The following is a 25,821-nucleotide window of genomic DNA, read 5'->3' as shown; positions in this document are numbered from 1 at the left end:
AAGAAAGCATCTCTTTTGAGGTGCTTTTTTTATGTATAAAAATAGTGTCATACCTCAGAATTGATAGATTTTGCTTGTTTTATTTTAAAGAAAGCATGCCAGAATCTTATCGGAAGCTATAAAGATAGTACGTAAAATATAAGGAGGAGTATCGCTGAATGTTGGATATAAAACTCAAAATCATTGAATATTATTAAAAGTTAATTTTTATCAGATATTAAAAACTGTCATGCCTGAAAATAAAGAAACTTGCATGACAATTGCATGGATAGGCAAGTTTATATAGTGGAGTTATCACGTGAATCCTAGATATTTAGTTTTTTTCAGCAGTTTATTCGCTGTTGGTTTATTACCAGGATGTGGGAATAACTCCACATCAGATCAATCAAATAATGGTTCAAATACTGGCAATCCTACAAAACCAAACCTAATGATTGATCAAGACCCAACCAGTTGTAGCAAACTGATACAGGATGGCTCGAGTGTTGTTGTGGGATCAGATCAGAATGGCGATCCAGCGGCACCGGAAGGGGCTTCAGGTTATCGTTTAAACAATACAGTGAAATATGCAGATAAATATATGGTGGTTGCAAATACACCACTCGCAGTAAAAGCAGGATGTGAGATTTTAAAAGCAGGAGGAACTGCTGTTGATGCAGCTGTTGCTGTACAAGCTGTCTTGGGGTTAGTTGAACCACAATCGAGTACCATTGCAGGTAGTGGTTTTATGATGTACTACGATGCAAACACTAAACGTGTAACTGCTTATGATGGTCGAGAAACCGCACCAGCTGCAGCGAATGAGTATTATTTAATTCGCCAAAATCTGGATGATCCAAATTCGCCAGCGCCTGTACCCAGTGCCCGTCGTAGTGGTCGATCGATTGGTGTACCAGGTGTAATGCGTTTACTAGAACAAGCTCAGAAAGAACACGGTAAACTTAAGTGGAACCAGCTTTTTGATGAAGCAATTCACTTGGCCGACAATGGTTTTCGTATTCCGGGACGTTTGGCGGATGCGATCGTAAGTAATGCAAATAATTTGTCGCTCGATGCCAATGCGATGGCAACTTATTTTTATCCAGATGGTACACCTAGAAAGGTAGGTGAAACCATGACGAATAAAGCCTATGCAAAAACACTTGAAGCATTGGCCTCACAAGGTGCAAAAGCCATGTACAGTGGACCCATTGCCCAGAATATTGTTGCTAAAGCAGGACAGACAATAGGAGATGATATCGCTCGTACACCGATCACTCCGAGTTTGATGACTTTACAGGATTTGTCGAATTATCAAGTTAAAAAGCGGACACCAATTTGTACAACTTACCGTGACCGTTATTATGTTTGTACCATGCCTCCTCCATCATCAGGCGGGATAGCTGTAGCGCAAACGCTCGGTATTTTAGAAAACTTTGATATGGCTAAGTATTTACCCCAAAATCCAGAAAATGAGGGGGGAATACCTGATGTAATGGGAGTTCATTTTATTTCTGAGGCTGAGCGCTTGGCATATGCTGATCGAGATAAGTATGTGGCAGATACCGATTATGTTCCTCTGCCAGCAAAGGGTATTGTGAGTTTGCTTGATAAAAATTATTTAAAACAACGCGCCGGGCTGATTGATCCGAATCAAAGTATGGGGATAGCACAAGCAGGCAACTTCGATTCAAATTCGGGGATTGATACCACAGTTGAACATGGTACTACTCAGTTCACTATTGTAGATACCTATGGCAATGTGGTTTCAATGACATCAACAGTCGAATCGAGTATGGGTTCATTCCATATGGTCGATGGTTTCTTATTATCAAATCAATTAACTGATTTTAGTGCTTATCCTTATGACAATACAGGCGCACTGGTTGCTAACCGTGTAGAAGGTGGTAAACGTCCACGAAGTACAATGGCGCCAACATTGGTATTTAAAGGAACGACACCTGATGAGTTTTATATGGCAACTGGTTCACCAGGTGGAGGTACAATTATTCAATATGTCGTGAAAACGTTGATTGGTGTATTAGACTGGGACTTAAATGCACAACAGGCTACATCTTTGGTTAACTTCGGTGCAACCAATAGTCCAAATACTAATATTGATAGCTCTAATGATCAATTGTCTTTGCTTGAGCTGATTGAAGGTTTGAAGGCAAAGGGACATGGAGTCTCTAATACAGCACAAACGAGTGGGATTGCTACGATTATGAAAGTGAATATTGATAATCAAAGCAAATATGCAGGTGGGGTAGACCCTCGCCGTGAAGGAATTATTTTAGGAAATGGGGCGTTATAGCTCACATTAAAAAAAGCTGCCTTTATGAAGGTGGCTTTTTTTATATGTAGACCTTGAAATAACAAGTTGAGGAACGATATAGGAATATAAGCGCATATTTTGCTGATTGGTTAGAAATTAAGATTTTAATTCTGGTGATCTATGCTATGATTGCGCTGTACTTTGGGGGTGTCTCTGGCTTCGACGCTGGTGATGAAACTCATAGATGCATGCCGAGAGCGCATTTTCTCTCGTAAATAAAATTTGCATTTAAATAGTCGCAAACGACGAAACTTACGCTCTAGCTGCCTAAGGGCCGCTTGTCCGCTTCCTAGAATACTTGTGGTCTAGGAACCCGACCGAAGCGCACGCACACAAGTCCGTATAGAGTCAAGCCTCGGGGCTTTATACCAAACTTAGAGGATCGCACTTTGTACCCTGTTCGTCGGGTCACTTGGTGTTAAAACAATAGACGATATCTAAGCATGTAGTATTCTCGAGTGTAGTGCTGGCGGACGCGGGTTCGACTCCCGCCACCTCCACCAAATACTTAAACTTATATACCATTATATGATTGTATATGAGTTATAAAGCCTTAATCATCAATGATTAGGGCTTTTTTTATACCGCTATATGGCGTCGCATGAAAGAATCTATTGTGGAATAGTATTTATTTGTTTAAAAGTCGTCGTGACCAAAGTAAACCTATATCTAACAATATGTTTAATAAAGCCCTAAAGAGTATTAGTTATCAAGGTAAACAAATACTTCATGGCTTCAAACATATCTTTTCAAAAGAACTGAGAGAATTAGATTTTGCTCGTGATTATGTAGAAGCGGCTTTAGCTCATAAGGGGTAGCATTTAGGGTACTTACAACAAGCTATTTATGTTGAATCCCTTCAAGCGCGGCGGATGAGGTCGTGGAAACTCTAGCCAAAAATGGGTGAGTATGGATATTTTAATTAATAGTGTGTTTTGAAGTGCTTAGATAAATTATATATAAATTTAAATATTTTTTAAACTTAAAGATATTGAGTAGTTTTATTTACTCTGTATCTTTTGTTTAATGATGGAACGAGATTTAAACTCTGATGATTTTCTAATTTTTTTTGGAAATTGAGTGGATCTAATGTTCAGGGAGTATGCTCTTAAATTTTGGTCTAAATAAAAAACAATATTTATTTTTGTATATAGGATTTTTTAATTTATTGCTTTATTTCTAAGGTTGATTTATGGCTAAAATGTTCTTGATATCACGATTTTTACTTTGAATAAAATGAATTATATAAATATATAATCATTAATATTGTTTATTTTTTACTGTTTTTGTAATTTGCTATATTTAGGGGAATTTATCTATTTAATGAAAAATGCTATTGGAAATAGAATTTCCACGTCACAAGAGAAGGGAAAACATGCCAAACTATATTTCACCACTTCGTGATATAAATTTCGTTTTAAATGACTTTATAAATTTTGAGAAGATTTATGAAAGATATCCACAAAGTAAGGATAAGATGAATTCTGAAATTGTGGATCAATATTTACAAGTTGCCGCTGATTTCTGTGAAAACGAATTATATCCATTGAATCGTGTAGGGGATCAACAAGGTTGTAAACTAAGAAATGGAATCGTAACTACACCTGATGGTTTTAAAGAGGCTTATAAAAAATATGTCGAATTGGGTTTTCCAGCATTAACGGGAGATGAAGCTTATGGTGGACAAGGTTTTCCATCTTTATTGTGGATCGCAATCTCAGAAATTCTAACTTCATGCAATTGGGCTTGGGGAATGTATCCAGGTCTATCACATGGAGCAATGAGTACGATTGAACATCATGGAACTGACGAACAAAAGAAAAACTATTTACCAAAATTAATTTCAGGTGTATGGACAGGAACTATGTGCCTCACAGAATCACATGCGGGTTCTGATTTAGGACTAATTAGAACAAAAGCGCTTCCAAATAATGACGGCAGCTATGTTATAAGTGGCGAAAAAATCTTTATTTCAGCTGGAGAACATGATTTATCACAAAATATTGTTCACATTGTATTAGCTCGCTTACCGAATGCTCCTGCTGGTACTAAAGGTATCTCTTTATTTATTGTCCCAAAATTCAATATAGATCAAGATGGTAATATTTTAGATCGAAATGGGGTTGTTTGTAGTGCTCTTGAACATAAAATGGGAATACATGGAAATGCAACATGTGCTCTAAGTTTTGATAATGCAAAAGGATTCTTGATTGGCCCTGAAAATCGTGGATTACATTGTATGTTCACATTTATGAACTCGGCTCGTATTGGTACTGCTATTCAAGGTTTAGCAGCAAGTGAATCCTCATATCAAGGGGCCTTAGCTTACGCTAAAGATCGATTGGCAATGCGCTCATTATCAGGTCCACAAAACCCTGAATTATCAGCCGATCCAATTATTGTGCATCCTGCTGTACGTAATATGTTATTGACCCAAAAAGTTTTTGCAGAAGGATCACGTGCATTAGCTTATTACTTATCTGTTTATGTTGATATTGCTAAATTATCTAATGATGAGTCCGAAAAGAAAATTGCTGAGGATAAATTGGCTCTACTTACACCTATTGCTAAAGCATTTATGACAGAAATGGGGGTTGAATCTGCAAAGAATGGAATGCAGGTATTTGGGGGGCATGGCTACATCGCTGAACATGGTATGGAACAAATTGCACGAGATGTCCGTATTTCAACATTATATGAAGGCACTACGGAAATTCAATCAATTGATTTATTATTTAGAAAAGTTTTAGGAAGTAAAGGGGAATTAATTAAATTGCTCATAGAGGAAATTAAGGAAGAAACACAGCATATACCACAGCATGAAGAAATCGCCTCTATGTATATAAAATTAGAGAACTTAGTAAAAGAGTGGCATGAACTAACAACATATATCCAAGAGGAACTGTCTAGTAACCCTGTTGAGGTGGGAACAATTTCTGTAGATTATCTCTATTTTTCAAGTTATGTTATTTTTGCATATTTATGGTTGAAAATGGCGATGGCTGCTCAGGATAAAATCAGCCAAGAAAGCACAGATGAATTTTATCCAGCAAAAATCGCTACCGCAGAATTTTACTTTGAGCGAATTTTACCAAGGACTTTAGTACATGCTGAGTTGATAAAAAGCCAAACAAAATCCTTGTTTAAATTATCTCCACATCAGTTTAAGTTTGATTAAGGTATAAATTTACAGCAAATATTGTGTTTTATTTGCTGTAAATTTAAATCAATATTATCTGTTTTTCTTGCGCATTAGGCTTTCTTGAATAGTGCTACAAACTAGTTTTTCATTTTGCCAAATTTTCCCAAAATTTAGACCTTTACCTTGGCTGCTTGTCGAACAGTCAAGCTCATAAAGAGACCATTCATCGGTACGGAAAGGTCGATGAAAATAAATAGCATGATCTAAACTAGCACTCATTATATTATTAGAGAGATAGCTTAAACCATGCTGTAATAGAGAAATTGAAAGTAGGTTGTAATCTGAGTAATAAGCCGTAATAGCTTGATGTAAAATAATAGAATCTACCTCAGATGGTATTTCATCATATGTTTTGAAATATTCTGCGTAATTGTCTACCTTTTCAGGTGCAAAGGGATTTAAAAAATGAGTAGGATGAATTTTAATTTGAAAAGGTTCTATAAAAGATTTTAAATTAGAATCTGGAACGTGATCAATGATTTTAATTTTATGTTCTTGTTCACTAATTAATTTATCAGGGTGGAGATATTCATTTTTTTGTTCACATTGATAATCTAGACCAAGTTCATTATGGGTAAAAGATGCGAGTGCTATAAAAATCACTTTTCCATCTTGGATAGCCTTAATCTCTCTTCGTGCAAAACTTTTTCCATCTTGCAGTTTTGCGATTTGATAAATAATAGGTTTATTTGTGACGCCACTTTGTAGAAAATAGGCATGTAAAGAATGGGCAGGTTGATGAGTCGTTCTTGCTGCTGCAATCAGAGCTTGCCCCAATAACTGGCCACCAAATAAATGAGAACCAAATATCTGAGTACACTGTCCTTGAAATAACAAATCATCAACTTTTCTAAGATTAAAAAGTTCGATCAATTCTTGAGTAAGGTTATTCATCTGTATATTCATATTTTTATTTAATTCTCAAAAGCTTTGATGCAAGAAAAATTTATCTTAACTCTTTACGCAATATTTTACCGACATTAGATTTTGGAAGTTCCTCTAGGAATTCTATATATTTAGGTTGCTTATATGCTGTCAATTTATCAGAAATAAATTCAAAAATATCATCTTTAGTTAAGTCAGTTTCTTTTTTTACAATAAAAAGCTTGGGAACTTCACCGCTTTTTTTATCAATGACACCTATTGCTGCAACTTCTAAAACTTTAGGATGTCTACTAACAACTTCCTCTATTTCATTAGGATAAACATTGAAGCCAGATACTAAAATCATATCTTTTTTTCTATCAACAATTTTAATAAAACCCTGAGAATCCATTACCCCAATATCACCAGTACGGAAATAACCATTTGAGGTCATTACCTGAGCTGTTTCTTCAGGGCGATTCCAATAACCTTTCATTACTTGGGGACCTCTAATCGCGATTTCGCCTTCTTGGTTTAATGGAACATCTTGTCCATTTTCATCAACGATAGAAATTTCGGTAGAAGGAAGAGGAATACCAATTTTTCCTGTAAATGAATAAATATTAGGCGGATTGACTGTTGCTACAGGTGACGTTTCAGATAAACCATAACCTTCAAGTAAAGGTTTATTCGTTAAGCGATGCCATGCTTCGGCAGTTGATGGAAGTGTTGCCATACCTCCACTTGTTCCCAACTTGAGATGACTAAAGTTTACTTTTTTAATAGCTTCATGATTGATTAAAGCATTGGTTAGTGTGTTTACAGAAGGGAACAATACAGGGGGATATTTAATCATTTCATTTATAAGACCACTCGTATCTTTTGGGTTCAAGATTAATACACAAGCGAAACCTACATATTGTGAAACCATTGAAAGTTGGAAAGCGAAAATATGATACAAAGGTAAAGCACAAATCATATTCTGCTGATCTTGATTGCCTGAAAGTAATACTGGTCCGAAAATAGCATTATTTTGTAAGAGATTAGCAACCAAATTTAAATGAGTTAATTCAGCTCCTTTTGAAACGCCAGTTGTGCCACCTGTATATTGTAATACTGCTGTATCGGCTAATCCTATTTCAGGTTTACAAAAGCCCTCCTCGGGATGTTCTAATACCGATGTGAAAGAAAAACAACCCGTTACTTGATCATGTTGGACAATTTCATCTTCAACTAAGTCTGTAATTTCTGTTGTGATAACATACTTTATGGATGTATTTGCAGAAATCTGATCAAAGGTGTTTTTCAGAGTATTTAATACAATTAAGACTTCTGCACCCGAATCTTTTAATTGATGTTCAAGTTCTCTCGGCGTGTAAAGTGGATTGACATTGACCAAAATTAAACCTGTGCGGAGAATACCCATTACTGAAATTGGATACTGTAAGAGGTTGGGAAGCATTACTGCCACACGAGTGCCTTTTTTTAGTCCTAGAGATTGAAAAAAAGTGGCTAACCGTAATGACGCTTTTTCTATTTGTAGATAACTCATCTTTTTATCCATGAAAATGTAAGCGGTTTTATGACCAAACTCCCTACAATTTCTTTCAAAAATATCTACTATAGAGGTATTCTCAGCAGGTAAGCTAATTTCTTCTGGAATACCAGCGTCGTGATAAGTGTTCAACCAAACTTTTTTCATTAATACATCCTATCTTCCTTGAGATTCAATGGAGCTTAATATTTTTTTAAGGATGAATAAAATGAATATCATTGATAATAAATTATGCATGAGAGTTATCTTCTAAGATTTCTCTTTCTATATAGATAGTCATGAAATTAGCTTTTTAAAAATTATTTTTTAGCTAAATAGTGATGAATTCTCCACTCTCATTATTTTGATTTAAAAGAGCTTGTAGTTCTTTCATAATCTCTAAGAGTTGAGTTTTACACCAAATCGTTTCTTGTTCATTGGACTTTTCATCATCCCAATATAGATTCATTTCATATCCTTCTATATTTATAGGTAAAGGGCGAATCTCTATATCAGCATGATGTTTTTTAAGATGGAGTGCTTGGCAGTTTGATATTGTTAATAAATATTGCGATTGAGCTAACATTTTGATGGCGGTTTCGTATTGTTGACAACGTAGTCTAATTAATCTCTTTAAACCTTGTTTGGATAGAATGAAATCTTCAAAAACTCTACCAGTTGGACGTGTCGAAACCGTTATGTGCTGTGATGTTAAATAGTTATCTTTACTTAATCCTTGTTTTAAAATTGGATGTTGTGATTGACACATTATGACAAATTTATCTTTCATACAGCGTTCTTGCGCAATCCCTTTTTCTATTGTGTGAGTAACATCAATTGCAAAATCAATTCGTCCTGAGGAAAGTTCATGTCTTAAATTTTTTCGATCAATACGGACACTAATCACTTGTAGATCTGGTATGAATTTAGAGAACCATTGAACAATTCTAGGAAAAATAATAGGTTCAAACTCATCATTCATTGCTATTGTTAATTGTTTTAAATCTCGTTCGGGTTCGAAATTATGAGTGCTTTGAAGAGCTAGATGTATAAGATTGAGTGCTTCTGATATTTGTGGCCATAAACGTTTGGCCAATGTAGATGGTACTACGCCATGACCATCCCGAATAAATAATGGATCGTCAAAATGCTCTCGTAAGCGAGATAGCGCATGGCTTACAGCGGGCTGGCTTAAAAATAGTTGTTCACTGGCTCTTGTTAGATTTCTTTCTTTATAAATCATTGCAAAAACACGAAATAAATTTAAATCAATCCGAGCAAGAGAAATCACTTTATCATTAAAATTGTGCATGATTAACCATAAAATCAATTCATTTTATTCATTATACAAAGTTGGGTACGCTAAGCAAATACCAAATAGCAGAGACAACAAAATGAATTTCGAGCTTAGTCGTAAGGGACAGGAATATTTAGAAAAAACCAAAAAGTTTATGGAAACAGAAATCGCACCGATTGAAGATGAGTTTTGGAAAGAAGTACATAATACATGTGATCCAAAGGATTGGACCACATGGAAATGGCCAGTAACATTAGAAGTATTAAAAGCAAAAGCAAAAAAAGCAGGTTTGTGGAATATGTTTCTGCCTGATGAAAAATTGGGAGTAGGATTGTGTATTCAAGAATATGCACACATAGCTGAACAGACTGGACGTAGTTTTTTAGCACCAATGGTTTTTAACTGTAGTGCTCCAGACACTGGAAATATGGAGGTGCTGTGGCGTTATGGGAGTGAGGCTCAAAAGAAAGAGTGGTTAGAACCATTATTGAAAGGAGAGATTCGTTCAGTATTTTGTATGACAGAACCAGAAGTTGCTTCAAGCGATGCAACTAATATGCAAGCTACCGCTATTGTTGAAGGGAACGAAATTGTTTTAAACGGACGTAAATGGTGGTCCTCTGGTTTAGGAGATCCTAATGCTAAAATTCTTATTTTTATGGCTCATACCCCTGATCCATCTAAAGGACATCATCAGCAACACTCAATGGTTTTAGTGCCAATAAATGTCCCAGGAGTGAAAATTGAAAGAATGCTGCCAATTTTTGGTGATATTGATGCTCCCCATGGACATGGTGAGGTTAGTTTTACGAATGTTCGTGTTCCAATTGAAAACTTTATTGGCGGACCAGGACAAGGATTTGCAATTGCTCAAGGGCGTCTAGGTCCTGGACGTATCCATCATTGTATGCGTTGTGTGGGGGCGGCAGAACGGGCTTTAGAGTTAATGATAGACCGTGGAATGTCTCGAGTTGCTTTTGGGAAACCTATTCTAGAGCTAGGTGGTAATAAAGAGAAAGTGGCGGATGCACGTATTGCAATTGCTCAAGCTCGTTTAATGACCTTATATGCTGCGTGGAAAATGGATACGGTTGGTAACACAGAAGCAATGACCGAAATTTCAGCCATAAAAGTCATCGCACCTAATGTAATGCAGCAAGTGATGGATATGGCTATACAAATTCATGGCGGCATGGGGGTTTCGGATGATACGCCTTTAGCCCGTTTTTTTGGAGCTGCCCGGACATTACGACTTGCAGATGGTCCTGATGAAGTACATAAAAGGGTCATTACAAGAATTGAATTAAAAAAACGTGGTTATGGTCAAAAAAATATTCCAGGGAAGGTTGCGTAATGTCAATGATTGATATTGGAGGACGAGTACGTCAAGGTGAGGAATTAGATATTCTTGCGGTTGAAGAATGGTTGAGAAAACAGAATATTGAATTATTCGGTGTTCCTGTTGTCACCCAGTATGCAGGCGGGGCCTCAAATTGGACGTATCGTATTCAATATGAAAATCGAGATTTAATTTTACGTCGCCCACCAGCAGGCACAAAAGCAAAGTCTGCACATGATATGGTTCGTGAATTTCGTGTGCAGAAAGCTCTTAAATCACAGTATCCTCTGGTTCCTAAAATGGTCGCTCTTTGTAATGATCAGAATGTCATTGGGTGTGATTTTTATTTAATGGATCGTATAGAAGGGATAATTCCAAGAGCCAATTTGCCAGAAGGAATAAACCTTGCTCCACGCAATATAAATAAATTGTGTATCAACGTCATTGATGCATTGATTGATTTGCATCAAGTCTCTTATCAGGGAACTGATTTGGAAACATTGGGAAAAGGAGAAGGATATTGTCGTCGTCAAGTGGAAGGTTGGGACAATCGATACGAAAAAGCACGTACGCCAGATGTTCCGAGTTTTGATTCGATTCGACAATGGCTTTTAAGTAATATTCCTGAAGATGTAAAAACATGCGTTATTCATAATGATTGGCGGTTTGATAACGTCATTTTGGATCCTAATAACCCGACTGAACTTATAGGCGTTTTAGATTGGGAGATGGCAACCTTAGGGGATCCTTTAATGGATTTAGGCTGTGCTTTAGCTTACTGGGTAGAAGAGGATGATAGTGTCACTTTGAAATCAATGCGAAGACAGCCGACCCATATGAAAGGCATGTTATCTCGCAAAGAAGTAGTGCAATATTATTTTGAAAAAACTGGTCTAAAAACAGACAACTGGAAGTTTTACGAGGTTTTTGGTTTATTCAGATTAGCGGTCATTGTTCAACAAATTTATTACCGTTTTTACCATAAAGAAACGCAGAATCCAGCTTTTAAGAATTTTGGAGTTTTTGTTGAAGCGATGTTCGTACGTTGTTTACAACTTACATGGCAATCACATTAACAAGGATAAGGAAATTAAACATGGCTTTAATTACACTTGTTCGGCATGGACAAGCCTCTTGGGGGGTGGAAAATTATGATCAATTATCAATCAAAGGAACGGAACAAGCTAGGGTTCTAGGTCGAGTTTTTGATAACCAAGCAAAGCCTTTTGATCGTGCTTGGAGAGGAGAGATGGAGAGGCATAAAGAAACAGCGCAATATTGCTTGGCAGAAATGCATTCACCTCTAATGGCGATCTCACATTCAGGCTTCAATGAGTTTGATCATGAGGAAATATTACTAAATTTAGACAAGAATAAATATGCAACGAAACAGGAACTTATGCATATCATCAAGAATTCTTCAAATCCCGTAAAAACAATGGGGATAATATTTTCTGAGGCGATGCAACGTTGGCAATCAGGATTTTATGATGCTGAATATGTTGAAACTTGGAAAGCATTTCAGCAACGTTGTATACAAGCATTTACTGAAATTGTGAATGACTCCAAAGGAAAAAATGTAGTTGTTTTTAGTTCTGGTGGCGTTATATCAGTAATTATCCAATCATTAATGGGATTAAGTGATCAAGCAACTTTTGAGTTGAATTGGTCAATGGTTAATTGTGGCGTTACCCAAATTTTAAGTGACAGTAAACGTCATAATATTTTAAGTATGAATGAACATCAGCATTTCCGTGAATATGGAGTTAATTTGCTAACTTGGCATTGATGCATTTCATTAAATTATATGGACATTTATATCGTTTAAGAACTGTTCGTAAATTTTATCAGAACACGAAATTAAGGAAGTAGACATGGCAACGAATCTTTTCGATTTAACGGGAAAAATAGCATTAGTTACTGGCGCTAGCCGAGGTATTGGTGAAGAAATTGCTAAGTTGTTAGCAGAACAAGGAGCACATGTAATCGTTTCAAGTCGCAAGATTGATGATTGTGAAAGAGTAGCTGAAGAGATTAATGCAAAAGGAGGAGCAGCTGAGGCTTTCGCATGCCATGTTGGGAAAATGGATGATATTTCAATAATTTTTGAACATATTCGCAATAAACATGGGCGACTCGATATTCTAGTGAATAATGCTGCCGCAAATCCATATTTTGGTCATGTTTTAGATACCGATTTAGCAGCTTATAACAAAACAGTTGAAGTTAATATTCGGGGTTATTTTTTCATGTCAATTGAAGCTGGAAAAATGATGAAGCAGCAAGGTGGTGGTGTGATAGTAAATACTGCATCAATAAATGGGTTACAACCTGGCGATAAGCAAGGGATTTACTCAATTACAAAAGCTGCTGTAATTAATATGACCAAGACCTTTGCAAAAGAATGTGGTCCGTTCGGTATACGTGTTAATGCGCTACTCCCAGGTTTCACAAAAACTAAATTTGCGGGTGCTTTGTTCAATGATCCTGAACTATATGAAAAATTAATGAGTGATATTCCATTACGCCGTCATGCTGAGCCTCGTGAAATGGCGGGAACCGTTTTATATCTTGTCTCTGATGCTTCAAGTTATACCAATGGGGAATGTATTGTTGTAGATGGTGGGTTAACCCTATAAAAATTAGTATATTTATATACTTTTTGACTATAGGAACTCATTTTTGAAACATAAGCGTTAATGATTTCAAAATATTGATAACTATTTTAAGGATGAACAAATGATTAATTTAAAGAATCGAGTAGCGATCGTGACAGGTGCTGGTGCAGGCTTAGGAAGAGAACATGCTTTATTACTAGCTCGTTTGGGTGCAAAAGTTGTTGTAAACGATTTAGGTAGCGATGTGAATGGAAATGGTGGTTCAACAGCAGCAGCTCAAAGGGTGGTTGACGAAATTATTAATGCTGGTGGAGAAGCTTTTGCAAATGGCGCATCAGTGACTGATGCTACTCAAGTAGAAGAGATGGTAAAGGAAACAATTGCTCGTTGGGGACGTGTAGATATTTTAGTGAATAATGCTGGAATTCTTCGTGATAAAACTTTTACTAAAATGTCTTTAGAGGATTTTCGAACAGTTGTGGACGTACATTTGATGGGAGCAGTCAATTGTACTAAAGCTGTATGGGATATTATGCGTGAGCAAAAATATGGCCGTATAGTCATGACAACATCTTCTTCAGGTTTATATGGAAATTTTGGTCAATCTAACTATAGCGCTGCAAAAATGGCTTTGGTTGGTTTGATGCAAACATTATCTCTCGAAGGTGAGAAGTATAATGTTCGAGTGAATTGTCTTGCTCCAACAGCCGCGACTCGTATGTTAGAAGGGCTTTTACCTGAAAAGTCTCTTAAGGCACTGGCCCCAGGTGCAGTCAGTCCAGCAGTAGCCGTACTTGTTAGTGAAGAAGCTCCTACAAGAATGATCCTATGTGCAGGAGCTGGGAGTTTTGAAGCGGCCCATATCACAATGACTCCAGGTATTTATATCGGGAATGATGAACAGACACCGCATGTACTGGCAGACAGATTAACTGAAGTCTCTGATCGTACAGGTGAGTTTATCCCGATGACAGGTTTTGCTCAGGGTAATCTCGAACTGAAAAAAGCTGGTTTACAAGTAGGGGAATAAAATGGTTGACGTTATTTCAAATAAAGATTCACTTTCAGTTGCACAACTTTTTGATTTGCAAGGCAGTATTGTTGGGGTTTCTGACTGGATTACCATTGACCAAGCATCAATTAATGCGTTTGCAGATGTGACTAAAGATTGGCAATACATCCATGTTGATGAAGATGCTGCACGCCAAAGTCCATTTGGTGGAACAATTGCACATGGATTTCTTACTTTATCTTTACTATCTGCAATGGCAGCAGATGCGATGCCTCCTATTAAAGATTTAGTTGCCTCCATTAACTATGGAATGAATAGTGTCCGTTTTATAAATCCTGTACGTAGTGGGAAAAGGGTGCGGGGACATTTTTCGCTAAAATCAATTGTAGAAAAGGCTTTTGGCCGTTATCAAATGACCCTTGAAGTAACGATTGAAATTGAAGATGAAACTAAACCAGCACTAGTAGCAGAGTGGCTATCGCTTCTAAATTTGTAGTAGGTGTATATCATGACAGATGAACTTCTCCTCTCGCGCAGTGACTTAGATTTTCTATTATTTGATTGGTTAAAAGTAGATTTACTAAATCAACGACCACGTTTTTCTGGACAGGATCGTTTTGATTACAATTCAGTTCTAAACGTTTATGAAAGTTTAGCAAAAGATCTATTTGCTCCGCATAATAAGAAAAACGATAGTAATGAACCCATGTTTGATGGGGAAAAAGTTACAGTAAATCCAGAAGTAAGTGTTGCTTTAAGTGCTTTCTCTGATGCTGGCTTAATGAGTGCTGCATTTCCTACCGAATGGAATGGAATGAGTTTACCTAGTACTGTTGAACGAGCAGGGATGGCGTATCTTTTAGCTGCAAATACAGGTACGGCTGGTTATGCCTTTTTGACAATAGCAAATGCGAATCTTTTAATTTCTCATGGAGAAAAAGATAAAGTTGCTCCTTATGTGAATGCAATGTCTGAAGGAAAATGTTTTGGGACGATGTGTTTATCTGAGCCACAAGCAGGATCTAGTTTAGCCGATATTCGTACACGTGCTGTACCTACGGATGATGGTAGATATCGTTTGTTTGGTAATAAAATGTGGATTTCTGCAGGAGATCATGATATTTCCGAAAATATCCTACATCTAGTTTTGGCTAAAATCCCCGATGAAAATGGACAAATTCCTGCAGGAGTGCAGGGAATTTCATTATTTGCAGTTCCTCGTAAAATCCTGAATGGAGATGGTCAGCCTAGTGAACGCAATGATGTTGTATTGGCTGGTATTAACCATAAGATGGGGAATCGAGGCACAGTAAATTGTGTATTAAATTTTGGTGAAGGTCGTTATAAACCTGAGGGTGAAGCTGGAGCATTAGGAGACATAATTGGCGAGCCTGGTAAAGGTTTGGCTTATATGTTTCACATGATGAATGAAGCTCGTATTTCAGTTGGATTGACCGCTGCTGCATTGGGTTATACAGGTTACTTGCATGCCCTTGATTATTCTAAAACGCGGTTACAAAGCCGTCCAAGAGGTGATCGTAATTTAAATTCGCCTCAGATACCAATTATACAGCATGCTGATGTGCGTCGAATGCTATTGGCCCAAAAGTCATATGCTTCAGGAGCTTTAGCTTTATGTCTTTATGCAGCCCGTCTTGTTGATGATATCCACTCCGTAGAAAATGAAGAAGAGCGTCACAATCTTAATGCTTTATTGGATTTACTTACACCTGTAGTGAAAAGTTGGTCTTCTGAGTGGGGGCTGGTGGCAAATGATTTAGCCATTCAGGTGCATGGAGGATATGGTTATACGCGCGAATACAATGTTGAGCAATTTTATCGAGATAATCGTCTTAACCCAATCCATGAAGGAACGTTCGGTATTCAAGCGCTAGATTTATTGGGGCGTAAAACACGCATAAATGATGGACTCTCTATACGACTACTCACTGAAAAAATTTCTGAGACAGTTCAGAAAGGGCTATTGATAGATAAATTATCTCATCATGCCCATAAATTAGATGCTGCATGGCAGGACATTCTTCAGGTGACTAAGAAATTGCATGATTTAGACAATGTCGAAATGCAATTAGCAAACGCCGCAAATTATTTAGAAGCTTTTGGACATTTGGTAGTTGGATGGTTATGGCTAGATCAGGCAGTAACTATTCATGAAACGATTGAAGGATCATCGGATAGCGATTTCTTAAATGGAAAACTAGCAGCCTGTGATTACTTTTTTGGTTGGGAAATGCCGAAAATATCCAGTTGGTTGGCAGTGCTGGATCCAGTGGAGACAACTCCATTGAATATGCCTGAGCAATGGTTTTAGGGGATGTTGATATTTTGGTTATGCACATAAAAGAGATATATTTTTTGTGGATAAGACATGGCGTCATTGCTAGCCCATTCTAGATAATGAAGTCACAGTCTATACAATAAAATATTTTTATTTTTAAAAGAGTAGTGCTTTAAAAGTTTATAAGTCTCGTTATAAAACGAGGTAATACATTCGTTTGCCTAAAATTTATAAAAGAGCTATGTAAACTTAACGATTACTTGTGTGTAGCCAAATATCTACAAAACCTAATTTCATTGCAATATTTTTTATTCATCTAATTTTTTACAAGGAAGATCCATGATTGATGCAGTAATTGTTTCAACAGCTCGTACGCCTATTGGAAAAGCATATCGCGGTGCATTCAATAATACACATTCTCCTACTATGTTAGGACATGCAATTAAGCATGCCGTAGAGCGAGCAGGAATTGAACCAGATCGCATTGAAGATGCTGTGATTGGTTCTGTTTTAAATGCTGGTACTGCTGGTAATAATATTGCGCGAAATGGCTTATTTGCTGCGGGCCTACCAGCAGTTATTGGCGCTCAAACAATTGACCGTCAATGCGCATCTGGTTTAATGGCAATAGCGACTGCTGCCAAACAGATCATGTATGATGGCATGCAGACGGTGATTGCAGGTGGACAGGAAAATATTTCTGCTGTGCAAAATCGTTATATGGAATGGGTTAAGGCTGAGATGGACCCAAATGTATTAGCGAATCAACCAACAGCTTACATGCCTATGTTGGAAACAGCAGAGTTTGTTTCACGTAAATATGGAATCTCGAGAGAAGTTCAAGATCAATATGCCTTAGAGTCGCAACTTCGTACTGCACGAGCTCAGGCCGCGGGGCTATTTGATAATGAGATTGTACCCATTACAACACAGATGATGGTAATGGATAAATTATCAGGGACGTCATCACTAAAAAAAATAACCTTGGGTCAGGATGAAGGAAACCGTCCCACGACTACATTGGAATCCTTAACTAATTTAGCGCCTGTTGTTGAAGGTGGTGTTATCACTGCTGGAAATGCGAGTCAATTATCAGATGGTGCAAGTGCTTGTGTGGTAATGAACGGCAAATTAGTAGAGCAACTCGGAATCGAACCGCTAGGTATATATCGCGGTATGACAGTAGTTGGCAATGCACCCGAGGAAATGGGGATTGGTCCTATTTATGCAATTCCTAAATTGCTTAAACAACATGGATTATCAGTAGACGATATTGGACTTTGGGAGCTAAATGAAGCGTTTGCTTGCCAAGCTTTGTATTGTCGTGATCACCTAGGGATTGATCCTAATAAATATAATGTTAATGGTGGAAGTATTTCAATTGGGCACCCTTATGGGATGACTGGATCTCGTTTAGTTGGGCATGCCTTACTTGAAGGGAAACGACGTGGTGTGAAGTATGTGGTCGTATCAATGTGTATTGGTGGAGGAATGGGAGCTGCGGGGTTATTTGAAGTTGCATGATGCCCAATGTACTGTTTGTATCAGTATTTACTAATGATACAAACAGTATTTTTATGCATAATATTTCAATAGCTTATCTTAACTTGATTTAATAGATTTTTTATTTAAATGGCTAACGAGATTAACTCGAAAGAATAAAAAAGCAGTCGAATCTTGACTGCTTTTTTAGAAAATATTTTAATTTTAAATAGACATTTTTACAGGCGTATGCAATCCACCTGGCAGAGATTGAATACCATGGACGGCTTGTACCAAACGAGCCGCCGTTCCTGGATAAGGATCACTTGGACGAACGGTATCTAGCTTGATCTTTGAACCGTCTCCTCCAGTAATAGTAATGGTTAAGGATGACGTGAATCCATGATAATTTGCTGGAAGACCTTTCCATACTAACTTAATTCGTTCTTTACCTTCATGTTGAACAATTGCAGCTTCATCAAAACCAATACGATCGCCAATTTTGACAGGGATACCAATCACGTCTGTTACAATATCAGATATGACGAAACCACCATTACGTTCAGGCACAGTCTCTAAACCTAAAGTTTCTGCGATCATTAAGGCTGATTCTTGTAATATTGCTCCAACAGGTCCAGCCATGCCTTGTTCTGGTGGTTTACCTACACCAATTTCATGAGCTAATACTCCATACCCCCAAGTGGTTATATCTGCATAAGACTCCCCAACGATTGAAACAGGAGCAGGGAGAGCACTTGCAAATAAGGCAGGGACGACGTCTAGCCAAAAACCAGGTAACATGCCAGTTCCGACAATGCGTGAACCTGTTTCAGATGTTCGCTGTTGAAGTTGACTATACAGTTCAGGATTTAAACGTAATTTTGGATGTGCAAAACATGCATGAACAAAATCAACACCAGCATCGGCACAAATTGACATCGCTTGATATAAAATTTCACCGGATAATCCTGTATATATCAAAACATCAAATGTTCCTGAACGAATTGTACTTTCAAGATCAGTCGTCGCTACAATGCCTGTGGGTTCATTGCCAGTCAGCGTACCAATATCCTGTCCATTATGTTCAGGGAAAAATACGATAGCACTGGTGAGTAGGTGTGGGCTATGCTTTAAAGCTTTAAGTACTTCAGAGGCGGCTTTGCCTGTACCATAAATTCCTACACGTTTAGCTAATGCCATAGTAGCTCCTTATTATTTCGGTTTTTAAGAAAATAAAATTTAGACTTTTATTTCGATGAAAGGAAACCAACCCCACTTAAGAGTTGGTTTCCTTTTTTATGAATTAAAATGTTTTCTTGATCCCAAAGACTGCCGTTGCAGAACATTTATCTCCAAACGCCATGATTTGAGTGCATTCTGAGTGGGTGAGGTCGGTATCCACATACGTTAAGGTAAAATCAACGCCTTTATATTTCTTACCTAATTCAATTTTACGGGTGCTATAGTTGTGACGAATTTTTCCGTCTTCGTTAACTAATTTCATGCCTAAGTCGTTATATCCATAACGCATATCGAGCCAGACATTCTTTGGAAAGTTATGTTTATAACCAATGTAACGATATTGAGCGTTTGAATGTTTTCCCCAATCATAATAATAATTGAAGAAAGCACCATATGCGTTTGCACTAATAAACCATTCAGTTACATTACCATCTGCCCAATTCGGTAATAGGGTTTGACCTATTGATGAATAAACATAGACTTTTTCAGAAAATGGGTGAAAATAACCCACGGTATAAGCTATCTCGTATTTTGCTGGTACAACATTGACATCATAATTGGAAACTTGTGCTGAAATATCCCAACCTGATTTGTGGGCAAGGGTTACAAGACCTTGTACGACAGGTTTACCGTCACTGAGATCAAAACCTGAACGGCGATATTCAGACATCGCTGTTGCTGTAAAATTGAGGTTTAAATCTTCATTAATCTCTACTGCTTGCACTAAAGTCGAGTGTGTAATACAGCTTAAAAAAATAAATGGTAGTGCTTTTTTTAACATGATTTTATCCTTAAATATCATTTGATTGAACGAATTAATCCTGCTCGCATTCTAGAGAATGCAAGCGTTTTGTTCATATTTTTGAAGTTGTTTATTTTCCGCTAATATCGGTCTGATTTACTGATTCAAGAGAGCGATTAGTAGTTAAAGGTCCAAAGAAGATAACGGGTAGGGCAAATACGATATAGATTGCCGCGGCTGTAAACATAACACCTTGCATTCCCGCTGTCGTAAAGAGCCATGCACCGAGAACACCTGAGACAGCACCTCCAAATCGACCTAAAGAAATAATAATGCCACTTCCCAATGCGCGTAGCTTCGTCGGTATGGTTTCTGGGATGTAGGTATAGTAAGCGTTAATGACCATTCCTGTAAGAATTGAAGCAAGTCCGCCTGCAGCAATTAATATCCAACTTGTATTGGAGATTCCTAAAGCTATGAGAGGAAATGCAGCTAATGCTGACATTGCTAAAATCATAGATTTTCGTTCAAAGCGATCTAATACCACCATCGCAATGAAAGGGGTTACGCAATAAATGACATTCCACATGAAGAAAATAGAATAAGCCTTCTCTTCGGAGTATTGCAAACCATAAACTAAAGAATAGATTCCCCAATTACCAAATAAATAATATGCTAAAGTTGAGCCAAAATAGCCTAGACCAACAATCGCAATCGTAAATAATACGGCTTTATTTTTTAATAAATCTGAAAAACATGCTTCTTTAGTCTCTTCAACTGTAATGACTTCAGGTGTTTTTAATTTTTTGTTATTTAAAATTGCCTTTTGTTCAAGCTTTACAATGAGGTCTTCTGCTTGTTTGTGTTTGTTTTTGGAAATATACCACCGTATAGATTCAGGTAAACAAAAACGGATTAAGGGTGCAATTAATAAGCCAGAACTACCTACATAGAAGAGATGACGCCAAGCATTACTTCCACTATTTGGCAAATAAAATAACGCTAGAGCAGCAGCAGCAACACCTGAAATAACAAAACCAAAAGTTACGATGGATAGAAACCGTCCGCGTGTATGACTTGGGAACATTTCAGCAATGTATACGAGTAAAACTGAAGTTGCTGCTTGTACACCAATACCAGTAATTACTCTGGAAAATAACATCATGTCATAGCTTTGTGATAAAGCGGTAATGAGTGAACCAATTGAATAAAGAATAGTTGCCCAGAAAATAACAGATCGTCGACCAAATTTATCTGATAAGCGCCCACCAATAAGTGCCCCAATAATCATGCCTACAAAGAACATACTAGCAATGAATCCAATTTGCTCTGTGGAATAATTTGTATGAGCTTTAATCACTGGTGCTGCATAAGCAAAAATTGCATTATCGTAATACTCAAGCATTAGATTGACTGCTAGTAAAGTAGCCCAGAAGTAATGTATACGCATTACGGGCAGTCGATCTAAACGTGCGAGTAACTCAGCCGATAATCTTGAACCAATATAATTGTCAGAACTACTCATATAGACTTAACTCCCTGTTAATTTATTGTTTTATGAGTGGCTGTGTAAATCTTAGAAATAGCAGTTTTTTTACTTAAAATTATGCAAAAAAACTGCGTCTAAGTGTTTATTGTTTCCTTACTTATAAAAAGCTTGTGAGAGAGTTAGTCCGAACCGCATCCTATGACGGCAACAACACGAATCTCGATTTTGAACTCAGGTCGAGCGAGTTGAGATACACCTACACCTGTCCAAGCAGGAAAGTTATTAGGTAAATATTGATCTTTTACCACAATGAATTCTGCTATTTCTCCTCGTTGATCAGTATGAAACGTCATAATCTCAACAATATCTGACATTGATGCACCAGCCGCTTCAAGTACTTCTTTGACATTCTCAAAGGCTTGTTTGGCTTGCTCTGTCATGGTTTTACCAATCACACCAGTTTCAATATGAGCACCGACACAACCAGAGACCCAAATCATGTCTCCAACACGGACTGCCGAGGAAAAGTGCAATTCATTGTAGTAACGCTCTTTGCGCAGGCCGGGGTTAATTAATTGTTTTTTCAAGATATAAATCCTTTTTAATATGGTTATACAAGTTGTTGGAAGATTGGTGATCTAAATGGATCGCCATCATTTAGCTTTGCCATTTCTTCTTTAAAAAGGGCACCATTACGTGCATAACGTTCACTTGACTCAGGTAAACAACGGAAAGTCGCGTCATCACCAAAAAAACGGAATACTAGAGTATGGCGAGTCGGGAAATCTTCATCTACGCCAGCTCCTCCATGGAGTGAGTGAGGATGCAGAAAAAGAACATCGCCAGGTTCAACTGCCCAAGACATTACATCCCATGAGTTAGGATCTTTTTCTAAGTCTTTATCAATGTGCGGTAATCGAGGTAAAGTTCCGTCATCATAAACTGGGTCAGTTGGATCATCTGCATTACTAAAACTTGCTCCATCGTATTGGATGCCATTTCGTGATCCACGAATAATCTCTAGAGAGTTTTTCTTTGGAACAGATTGGAAAGAAATCCATGCATTGCCCCAATGCTTTCCTGTCAAAGGCATAACAGAGGTATCTTGATGCCATGGTCCGCGACCACTTTTACCACCTTCTTTAGCAAATACTTCTTCAGCGTAATACCAGACATGTTCAGAACCCCATAGTTCTTGAAAAATCTTGCCAAAAGGTAGAGTTAGCATAAGCTGATCCAATTTTTCTTTAGCCTTTGGGTTAGCATTATCGATATGGGTTTGTAACTTTGTCCCTTCTAAAGCACGAAAATTAAATGGACCTGGATTTGCTACATTCCATTTAAAAGCTTCATAACAGGCTTCTAACTGTTCTTTTGTTAAACAGTTCTTAAAAAGAAATGCGCCGTCATTACGAAATGCTTCAATTTGTTCAGCTGTTGGTTTAATTTCCATAAAACTTTCCTTTTTTAGTACCAGAATGATAATTCAGTAAGTTGTTACTATTACGAATATAGATGAGTGTAAAATTGGTTTAGAACCGCTTCATTTCCCCATAATCCTTATTTGTAAATTGCAACAACTCCTCGTATCCTACTTTTCATTGAGGTTAACGGTTTTTTTTTAATGAATAAAATGAATTAAATAAATGATCAATTATGCATGAAATGAATTGTCCCTTAATATTGTTGTTTTTAGGTTTTTTTTAATTAAGTGATTGATAAATATATTTTATATTTATTGGGTGCGGAGTCTTTGTTACGTTGTGCAAATTCAGGAGGAGCATCACAACTTATTTAAAAAGGAAATCGTAAAATTAATTTTTGCAATCTAGGAACATCGCTAAGATATGAAGAGAGTAAACGGAATGGTACTTTTATTCTCTTAATAAGTATTGTTTATGATTAACTATTTATATAATTCATTTCGTTTATAAAAATAAATAAATTATTCTAAGAATGAAAAGAGGTTTTTTGTAGGTATTTAAAGCTATATTTCTGAAATTAAAACAAATGATGTGCGATCAAGGATATATTGTACTTGATTTTTCTTCATTATTAATTGAAAGAATACGCTCCTGTGTGTTTGTGATAACAGGAATTTAAAATGGAAATCTAGAGTAGTGGAAGTTAAAAATGATGATTGAGTTAAAACAAAAATATACGTCAATAGGGGGATGGGAAGAAGAACCTAAGCCTTTGCAATCCGCTCTTAATAAAGATATTAATGCCGATGTTGTCATCATTGGGGGAGGGTTAGCTGGTTTATGTGCTTCTTTAGAACTTGTTAAAAGTGGGTTAAAAGTCGTTGTCTTAGAAAAGGAATTTTCTGGTTTTGGTGCCAGTGGGCGAAATGCAGGTTATTTAGGGGGGGCACTAGGACTCAAGTATGATCTTTTTTTGAAAAAAACAGGAACAGAAGGTGCAAAGAACGTTGTTGATTTTTATGAAAAAGGCGTTGATTTTGCAGAAAACATTTTTAAAGAATATACAATTGATTGTGACTATATTCAATCAGGTCTCATAAGAGCTGCAATACATGAATCTCAGGAAAAATCAATTCGAAATGATATGAAACTCGGTGCTGAGTTAGGCTGTGAAACAGAGTTTTTAGATCACAATGAAATGCGTGCCCGAGGTATACCCCCAGCCTTTCTCTTTGGTAGCTATATCTCTAGAGGAGGAACTCTGAATCCTGGAAAATATATTCAAGGTTTGAGACGTGCAGCAATTCAAGCTGGTGTAGAGCTTTATGAAAATACACCTATGGTTTCATTTCACGAAGTTGATGGTACTGTAAAAGTTAAAAGCCCAAATGGGAGTGTAAGTGCGGCAAATCTAATATTGGCTAATAATGCTTATATGCCTCAACTCGGGTTGTTGCAAGATAGGACAGTACCATTACGTGTTTCAGCAATTGAGACAATGCCACTATCACCCACGCAATTAAATGCATTGGGTTGGTATAATAGAGAGGGTATTACCACAGCACACCATATCATGGAGAGTCATAGATTAACTGCACGAAATACACTGGTTTGTACAACAAAAAAATTACATTATGTCTATGGTTCTAAGACACCCAATGAACCTGATTTTGGACAATATCGAGCTTTAAAAATAGCAATACAGGATCGTTTTCCTATGTTAAAGGATATCTCGATTAAAAGCTGTTGGAGCGGATATATTAGTTATGCCAATGATGCCTTACCTGTCGTTGGTACGATGGGTAGGCATAAAAATATTTATTATGCTGCTGGATGTGCTGGACATGGGTTGGGGACTCAAGGAATGATTGGTAATTTCATCGCTAAAAAAATACTTGGTTACGAAGAATCTATGCTTACTTTCTTGATGGCGAATAAGACACCACGAACATTACCAGAGCCTTTACGGTGGTGTGTTTTAAATGGAGCGTTGTTTGCAGCTAGTCGATTAGACGAACAGGTTAATAGAAAAGCGAGAACATAAGTTTCAAAAGAATCGGTGGGCTGTACTTTATTGAATATTTAATTTCAGATGAAACTCATTGAATTTATAGGAAAAGATTATGTCAAGAACTCGAGTTTCTACGAAATTTTTTTCTACATATACGTGTTGTATAAATGAAAAATATTTGTCAGTGAGAAAAAACAGTAGTGATAGTTGGAATAAACCTGATTTTTCGGGCTTGATTTTTTCAGACAAGGTGAAATTTTTTGAGACTAAGTTTAAAAATAAAGCATTTGATCGTTTAATGTCTGCTGAATATCATTACTTCGAAAACGACCCTTTTTTTAATATTTTCTTATTAAATAATTTGATAGGGTTTAGATCTGTTACTACTCTTTTTTTGACTGAAGTTAACAAGGTTGTACTAAAAAGGCGATTATTTGAATTTAGCGAAAGTCAATTCGAGGATATTATTTTTTTTATTCTTTTGACCAAGTATGATCTTATAAGCTTCATGGTTGAAAGAGATAGGTTTGTAATTAAAAAAATTGATGATTTAGAGTATTACGATTTACTTCAAAAATATACTTTTCTCGTCAAGGATATTGTTGTTCGTGTGGATTGTTCTCAAATATTTGAAAAATATATGATGGTTTTCCTTAAAAAAGTTGCAGCGACTAATTTTAAGTTTAATCTCATTTTTTACGATTTACAGATAATGGAGCGCTTTATAAGCAATTGTCTTGTGATGAAGGTTTTGGGAGAAGAAATTAGCTTTACTAATATGCTTAATTTGCTAGGTTGTTTTCATAATCCTAACTGATTTTAGATTGACTTAGGGAAAACACTAAAAGTGTTAATAGTTGAAAATAACGTCCAAGATTTTAAAAATAAGTATTGAGTTTAGATGCTGAATTTAATTATAGCAGATGGAGAGATTAACTCCATCTGCTTGTTT

21 protein-coding genes and 1 other RNA gene are annotated in these 25,821 nt (G+C 36.8%); 14 read left to right on the top strand and 8 right to left on the bottom strand.

Annotated elements, in window-relative coordinates:
- The first annotated feature begins 298 nt into the window (after window positions 1–298).
- The 4 genes from ggt (at window position 299) to F2A31_RS11195 (ending at window position 5,492) form a co-directional block, all read left to right on the top strand.
- Window positions 299–2,293 (top strand): gamma-glutamyltransferase, encoded by a 1,995-nt coding sequence (gene ggt, locus F2A31_RS11210; protein WP_150026445.1) that lies wholly within the window; start codon window positions 299–301, stop codon window positions 2,291–2,293.
- Between the two features lie 164 nt (window positions 2,294–2,457).
- Window positions 2,458–2,817: a transfer-messenger RNA gene (gene ssrA, locus F2A31_RS11205) on the top strand.
- 129 nt (window positions 2,818–2,946) lie between these two features.
- Window positions 2,947–3,132, top strand: a complete 186-nt coding sequence (locus F2A31_RS11200) for a hypothetical protein (RefSeq protein ID WP_215899253.1) — start codon at window positions 2,947–2,949, stop codon at window positions 3,130–3,132.
- A 557-nt stretch (window positions 3,133–3,689) separates the two neighbouring features.
- Window positions 3,690–5,492 carry an acyl-CoA dehydrogenase C-terminal domain-containing protein gene (locus tag F2A31_RS11195; RefSeq protein ID WP_150026444.1) on the top strand — a complete coding sequence of 601 codons (1,803 nt, stop codon included), beginning with the start codon at window positions 3,690–3,692 and terminating at the stop codon, window positions 5,490–5,492.
- Between the two features lie 54 nt (window positions 5,493–5,546).
- Here the strand turns inward: F2A31_RS11195 and F2A31_RS11190 are convergent, their stop codons facing one another.
- The 3 genes from F2A31_RS11190 to F2A31_RS11180 form a co-directional block, all read right to left on the bottom strand.
- On the bottom strand, window positions 5,547–6,410 hold the full coding sequence (locus F2A31_RS11190; RefSeq protein ID WP_150026443.1) for an acyl-CoA thioesterase: 864 nt from the start codon (window positions 6,408–6,410) through the stop codon (window positions 5,547–5,549).
- A 52-nt stretch (window positions 6,411–6,462) separates the two neighbouring features.
- On the bottom strand, window positions 6,463–8,082 hold the full coding sequence (locus F2A31_RS11185) for an AMP-binding protein (RefSeq protein WP_150026442.1): 1,620 nt from the start codon (window positions 8,080–8,082) through the stop codon (window positions 6,463–6,465).
- 163 nt (window positions 8,083–8,245) lie between these two features.
- The gene (locus tag F2A31_RS11180; protein ID WP_150027791.1) at window positions 8,246–9,226 is read right to left on the bottom strand and encodes a LysR family transcriptional regulator; all 981 of its coding nucleotides are present in this window, start codon (window positions 9,224–9,226) and stop codon (window positions 8,246–8,248) included.
- Between the two features lie 82 nt (window positions 9,227–9,308).
- Between F2A31_RS11180 and F2A31_RS11175 the strand changes: the two genes are divergently transcribed.
- The 8 genes from F2A31_RS11175 to F2A31_RS11140 all read left to right on the top strand — a co-directional run bounded on the left by F2A31_RS11175 (window position 9,309) and on the right by F2A31_RS11140 (window position 18,003).
- Window positions 9,309–10,565 (top strand): acyl-CoA dehydrogenase family protein, encoded by a 1,257-nt coding sequence (locus F2A31_RS11175; RefSeq protein ID WP_150026441.1) that lies wholly within the window; start codon window positions 9,309–9,311, stop codon window positions 10,563–10,565.
- Window positions 10,565–11,626 (top strand): phosphotransferase family protein, encoded by a 1,062-nt coding sequence (locus F2A31_RS11170; protein ID WP_150026440.1) that lies wholly within the window; start codon window positions 10,565–10,567, stop codon window positions 11,624–11,626. The genes F2A31_RS11175 and F2A31_RS11170 overlap by 1 nt, the downstream gene beginning before the upstream one ends.
- 20 nt (window positions 11,627–11,646) lie before the next feature.
- A complete protein-coding gene (locus tag F2A31_RS11165) occupies window positions 11,647–12,339 on the top strand; it encodes a histidine phosphatase family protein (RefSeq protein ID WP_150026439.1) in 693 nt (230 codons plus the stop codon).
- 85 nt (window positions 12,340–12,424) lie between these two features.
- Window positions 12,425–13,189: an SDR family oxidoreductase gene (locus tag F2A31_RS11160; protein ID WP_150026438.1), complete on the top strand. Its 765-nt coding sequence runs from the start codon at window positions 12,425–12,427 to the stop codon at window positions 13,187–13,189.
- A 100-nt stretch (window positions 13,190–13,289) separates the two neighbouring features.
- Window positions 13,290–14,198 carry an SDR family NAD(P)-dependent oxidoreductase gene (locus F2A31_RS11155; protein ID WP_150026437.1) on the top strand — a complete coding sequence of 303 codons (909 nt, stop codon included), beginning with the start codon at window positions 13,290–13,292 and terminating at the stop codon, window positions 14,196–14,198.
- A gap of 1 nt (window position 14,199) precedes the next feature.
- The gene (locus F2A31_RS11150; RefSeq protein WP_150026436.1) at window positions 14,200–14,676 is read left to right on the top strand and encodes a MaoC family dehydratase; all 477 of its coding nucleotides are present in this window, start codon (window positions 14,200–14,202) and stop codon (window positions 14,674–14,676) included.
- A 12-nt stretch (window positions 14,677–14,688) separates the two neighbouring features.
- The gene (locus tag F2A31_RS11145; protein ID WP_150026435.1) at window positions 14,689–16,512 is read left to right on the top strand and encodes an acyl-CoA dehydrogenase; all 1,824 of its coding nucleotides are present in this window, start codon (window positions 14,689–14,691) and stop codon (window positions 16,510–16,512) included.
- 306 nt (window positions 16,513–16,818) lie between these two features.
- Entirely contained in the window at window positions 16,819–18,003 is a 1,185-nt protein-coding gene (locus F2A31_RS11140) for an acetyl-CoA C-acyltransferase (protein ID WP_150026434.1), read from the top strand.
- 183 nt (window positions 18,004–18,186) lie between these two features.
- Here the strand turns inward: F2A31_RS11140 and F2A31_RS11135 are convergent, their stop codons facing one another.
- From F2A31_RS11135 to F2A31_RS11115, 5 genes are all read right to left on the bottom strand, one after another.
- Window positions 18,187–19,161, bottom strand: coding sequence for a hypothetical protein (locus F2A31_RS11135; protein ID WP_150026433.1), 975 nt, complete (start codon window positions 19,159–19,161; stop codon window positions 18,187–18,189).
- Window positions 19,162–19,264: 103 nt separating this feature from the next.
- Window positions 19,265–19,984, bottom strand: a complete 720-nt coding sequence (locus tag F2A31_RS11130; protein WP_150026432.1) for a TorF family putative porin — start codon at window positions 19,982–19,984, stop codon at window positions 19,265–19,267.
- A 91-nt stretch (window positions 19,985–20,075) separates the two neighbouring features.
- Entirely contained in the window at window positions 20,076–21,470 is a 1,395-nt protein-coding gene (locus F2A31_RS11125; RefSeq protein WP_150026431.1) for an MFS transporter, read from the bottom strand.
- Between the two features lie 143 nt (window positions 21,471–21,613).
- Window positions 21,614–21,967, bottom strand: coding sequence for a RidA family protein (locus tag F2A31_RS11120; protein ID WP_228715663.1), 354 nt, complete (start codon window positions 21,965–21,967; stop codon window positions 21,614–21,616).
- Between the two features lie 77 nt (window positions 21,968–22,044).
- Window positions 22,045–22,887: a phytanoyl-CoA dioxygenase family protein gene (locus F2A31_RS11115; protein WP_150026429.1), complete on the bottom strand. Its 843-nt coding sequence runs from the start codon at window positions 22,885–22,887 to the stop codon at window positions 22,045–22,047.
- A 680-nt stretch (window positions 22,888–23,567) separates the two neighbouring features.
- On the opposite strand from F2A31_RS11115, the gene F2A31_RS11110 reads away from it, so the two are divergent.
- On the top strand, window positions 23,568–24,902 hold the full coding sequence (locus tag F2A31_RS11110; RefSeq protein ID WP_215899252.1) for an NAD(P)/FAD-dependent oxidoreductase: 1,335 nt from the start codon (window positions 23,568–23,570) through the stop codon (window positions 24,900–24,902).
- 79 nt (window positions 24,903–24,981) lie between these two features.
- Window positions 24,982–25,686: a hypothetical protein gene (locus F2A31_RS11105; protein WP_150026428.1), complete on the top strand. Its 705-nt coding sequence runs from the start codon at window positions 24,982–24,984 to the stop codon at window positions 25,684–25,686.
- Window positions 25,687–25,821: the final 135 nt, after the last annotated feature.

Source organism: Acinetobacter suaedae (genome assembly GCF_008630915.1).
Lineage (GTDB): Bacteria > Pseudomonadota > Gammaproteobacteria > Pseudomonadales > Moraxellaceae > Acinetobacter > Acinetobacter suaedae.
The sequence above is the reverse complement of the archived record's forward strand: the minus strand, read 5'-3'. Positions and strand labels throughout refer to the sequence as shown.

What these genes read in the sequence shown, in the direction of transcription:
- F2A31_RS11195 (WP_150026444.1), top strand. Translation starts at nt 3,690, where the DNA reads ATGCCAAACTATATTTCACCACTTCGTGATATAAATTTCGTTTTAAAT.
- F2A31_RS11140 (WP_150026434.1), top strand. Translation starts at nt 16,819, where the DNA reads ATGATTGATGCAGTAATTGTTTCAACAGCTCGTACGCCTATTGGAAAA.
- F2A31_RS11175 (WP_150026441.1), top strand. Translation starts at nt 9,309, where the DNA reads ATGAATTTCGAGCTTAGTCGTAAGGGACAGGAATATTTAGAAAAAACC.
- F2A31_RS11170 (WP_150026440.1), top strand. Translation starts at nt 10,565, where the DNA reads ATGTCAATGATTGATATTGGAGGACGAGTACGTCAAGGTGAGGAATTA.
- F2A31_RS11105 (WP_150026428.1), top strand. Translation starts at nt 24,982, where the DNA reads ATGTCAAGAACTCGAGTTTCTACGAAATTTTTTTCTACATATACGTGT.
- F2A31_RS11125 (WP_150026431.1), bottom strand. Translation starts at nt 21,470, where the DNA reads ATGAGTAGTTCTGACAATTATATTGGTTCAAGATTATCGGCTGAGTTA.
- F2A31_RS11130 (WP_150026432.1), bottom strand. Translation starts at nt 19,984, where the DNA reads ATGTTAAAAAAAGCACTACCATTTATTTTTTTAAGCTGTATTACACAC.
- F2A31_RS11190 (WP_150026443.1), bottom strand. Translation starts at nt 6,410, where the DNA reads ATGAATAACCTTACTCAAGAATTGATCGAACTTTTTAATCTTAGAAAA.
- F2A31_RS11155 (WP_150026437.1), top strand. Translation starts at nt 13,290, where the DNA reads ATGATTAATTTAAAGAATCGAGTAGCGATCGTGACAGGTGCTGGTGCA.
- F2A31_RS11145 (WP_150026435.1), top strand. Translation starts at nt 14,689, where the DNA reads ATGACAGATGAACTTCTCCTCTCGCGCAGTGACTTAGATTTTCTATTA.
- F2A31_RS11160 (WP_150026438.1), top strand. Translation starts at nt 12,425, where the DNA reads ATGGCAACGAATCTTTTCGATTTAACGGGAAAAATAGCATTAGTTACT.
- F2A31_RS11110 (WP_215899252.1), top strand. Translation starts at nt 23,568, where the DNA reads ATGATGATTGAGTTAAAACAAAAATATACGTCAATAGGGGGATGGGAA.
- F2A31_RS11180 (WP_150027791.1), bottom strand. Translation starts at nt 9,226, where the DNA reads ATGCACAATTTTAATGATAAAGTGATTTCTCTTGCTCGGATTGATTTA.
- F2A31_RS11135 (WP_150026433.1), bottom strand. Translation starts at nt 19,161, where the DNA reads ATGGCATTAGCTAAACGTGTAGGAATTTATGGTACAGGCAAAGCCGCC.
- F2A31_RS11165 (WP_150026439.1), top strand. Translation starts at nt 11,647, where the DNA reads ATGGCTTTAATTACACTTGTTCGGCATGGACAAGCCTCTTGGGGGGTG.
- F2A31_RS11185 (WP_150026442.1), bottom strand. Translation starts at nt 8,082, where the DNA reads ATGAAAAAAGTTTGGTTGAACACTTATCACGACGCTGGTATTCCAGAA.
- F2A31_RS11150 (WP_150026436.1), top strand. Translation starts at nt 14,200, where the DNA reads ATGGTTGACGTTATTTCAAATAAAGATTCACTTTCAGTTGCACAACTT.
- F2A31_RS11115 (WP_150026429.1), bottom strand. Translation starts at nt 22,887, where the DNA reads ATGGAAATTAAACCAACAGCTGAACAAATTGAAGCATTTCGTAATGAC.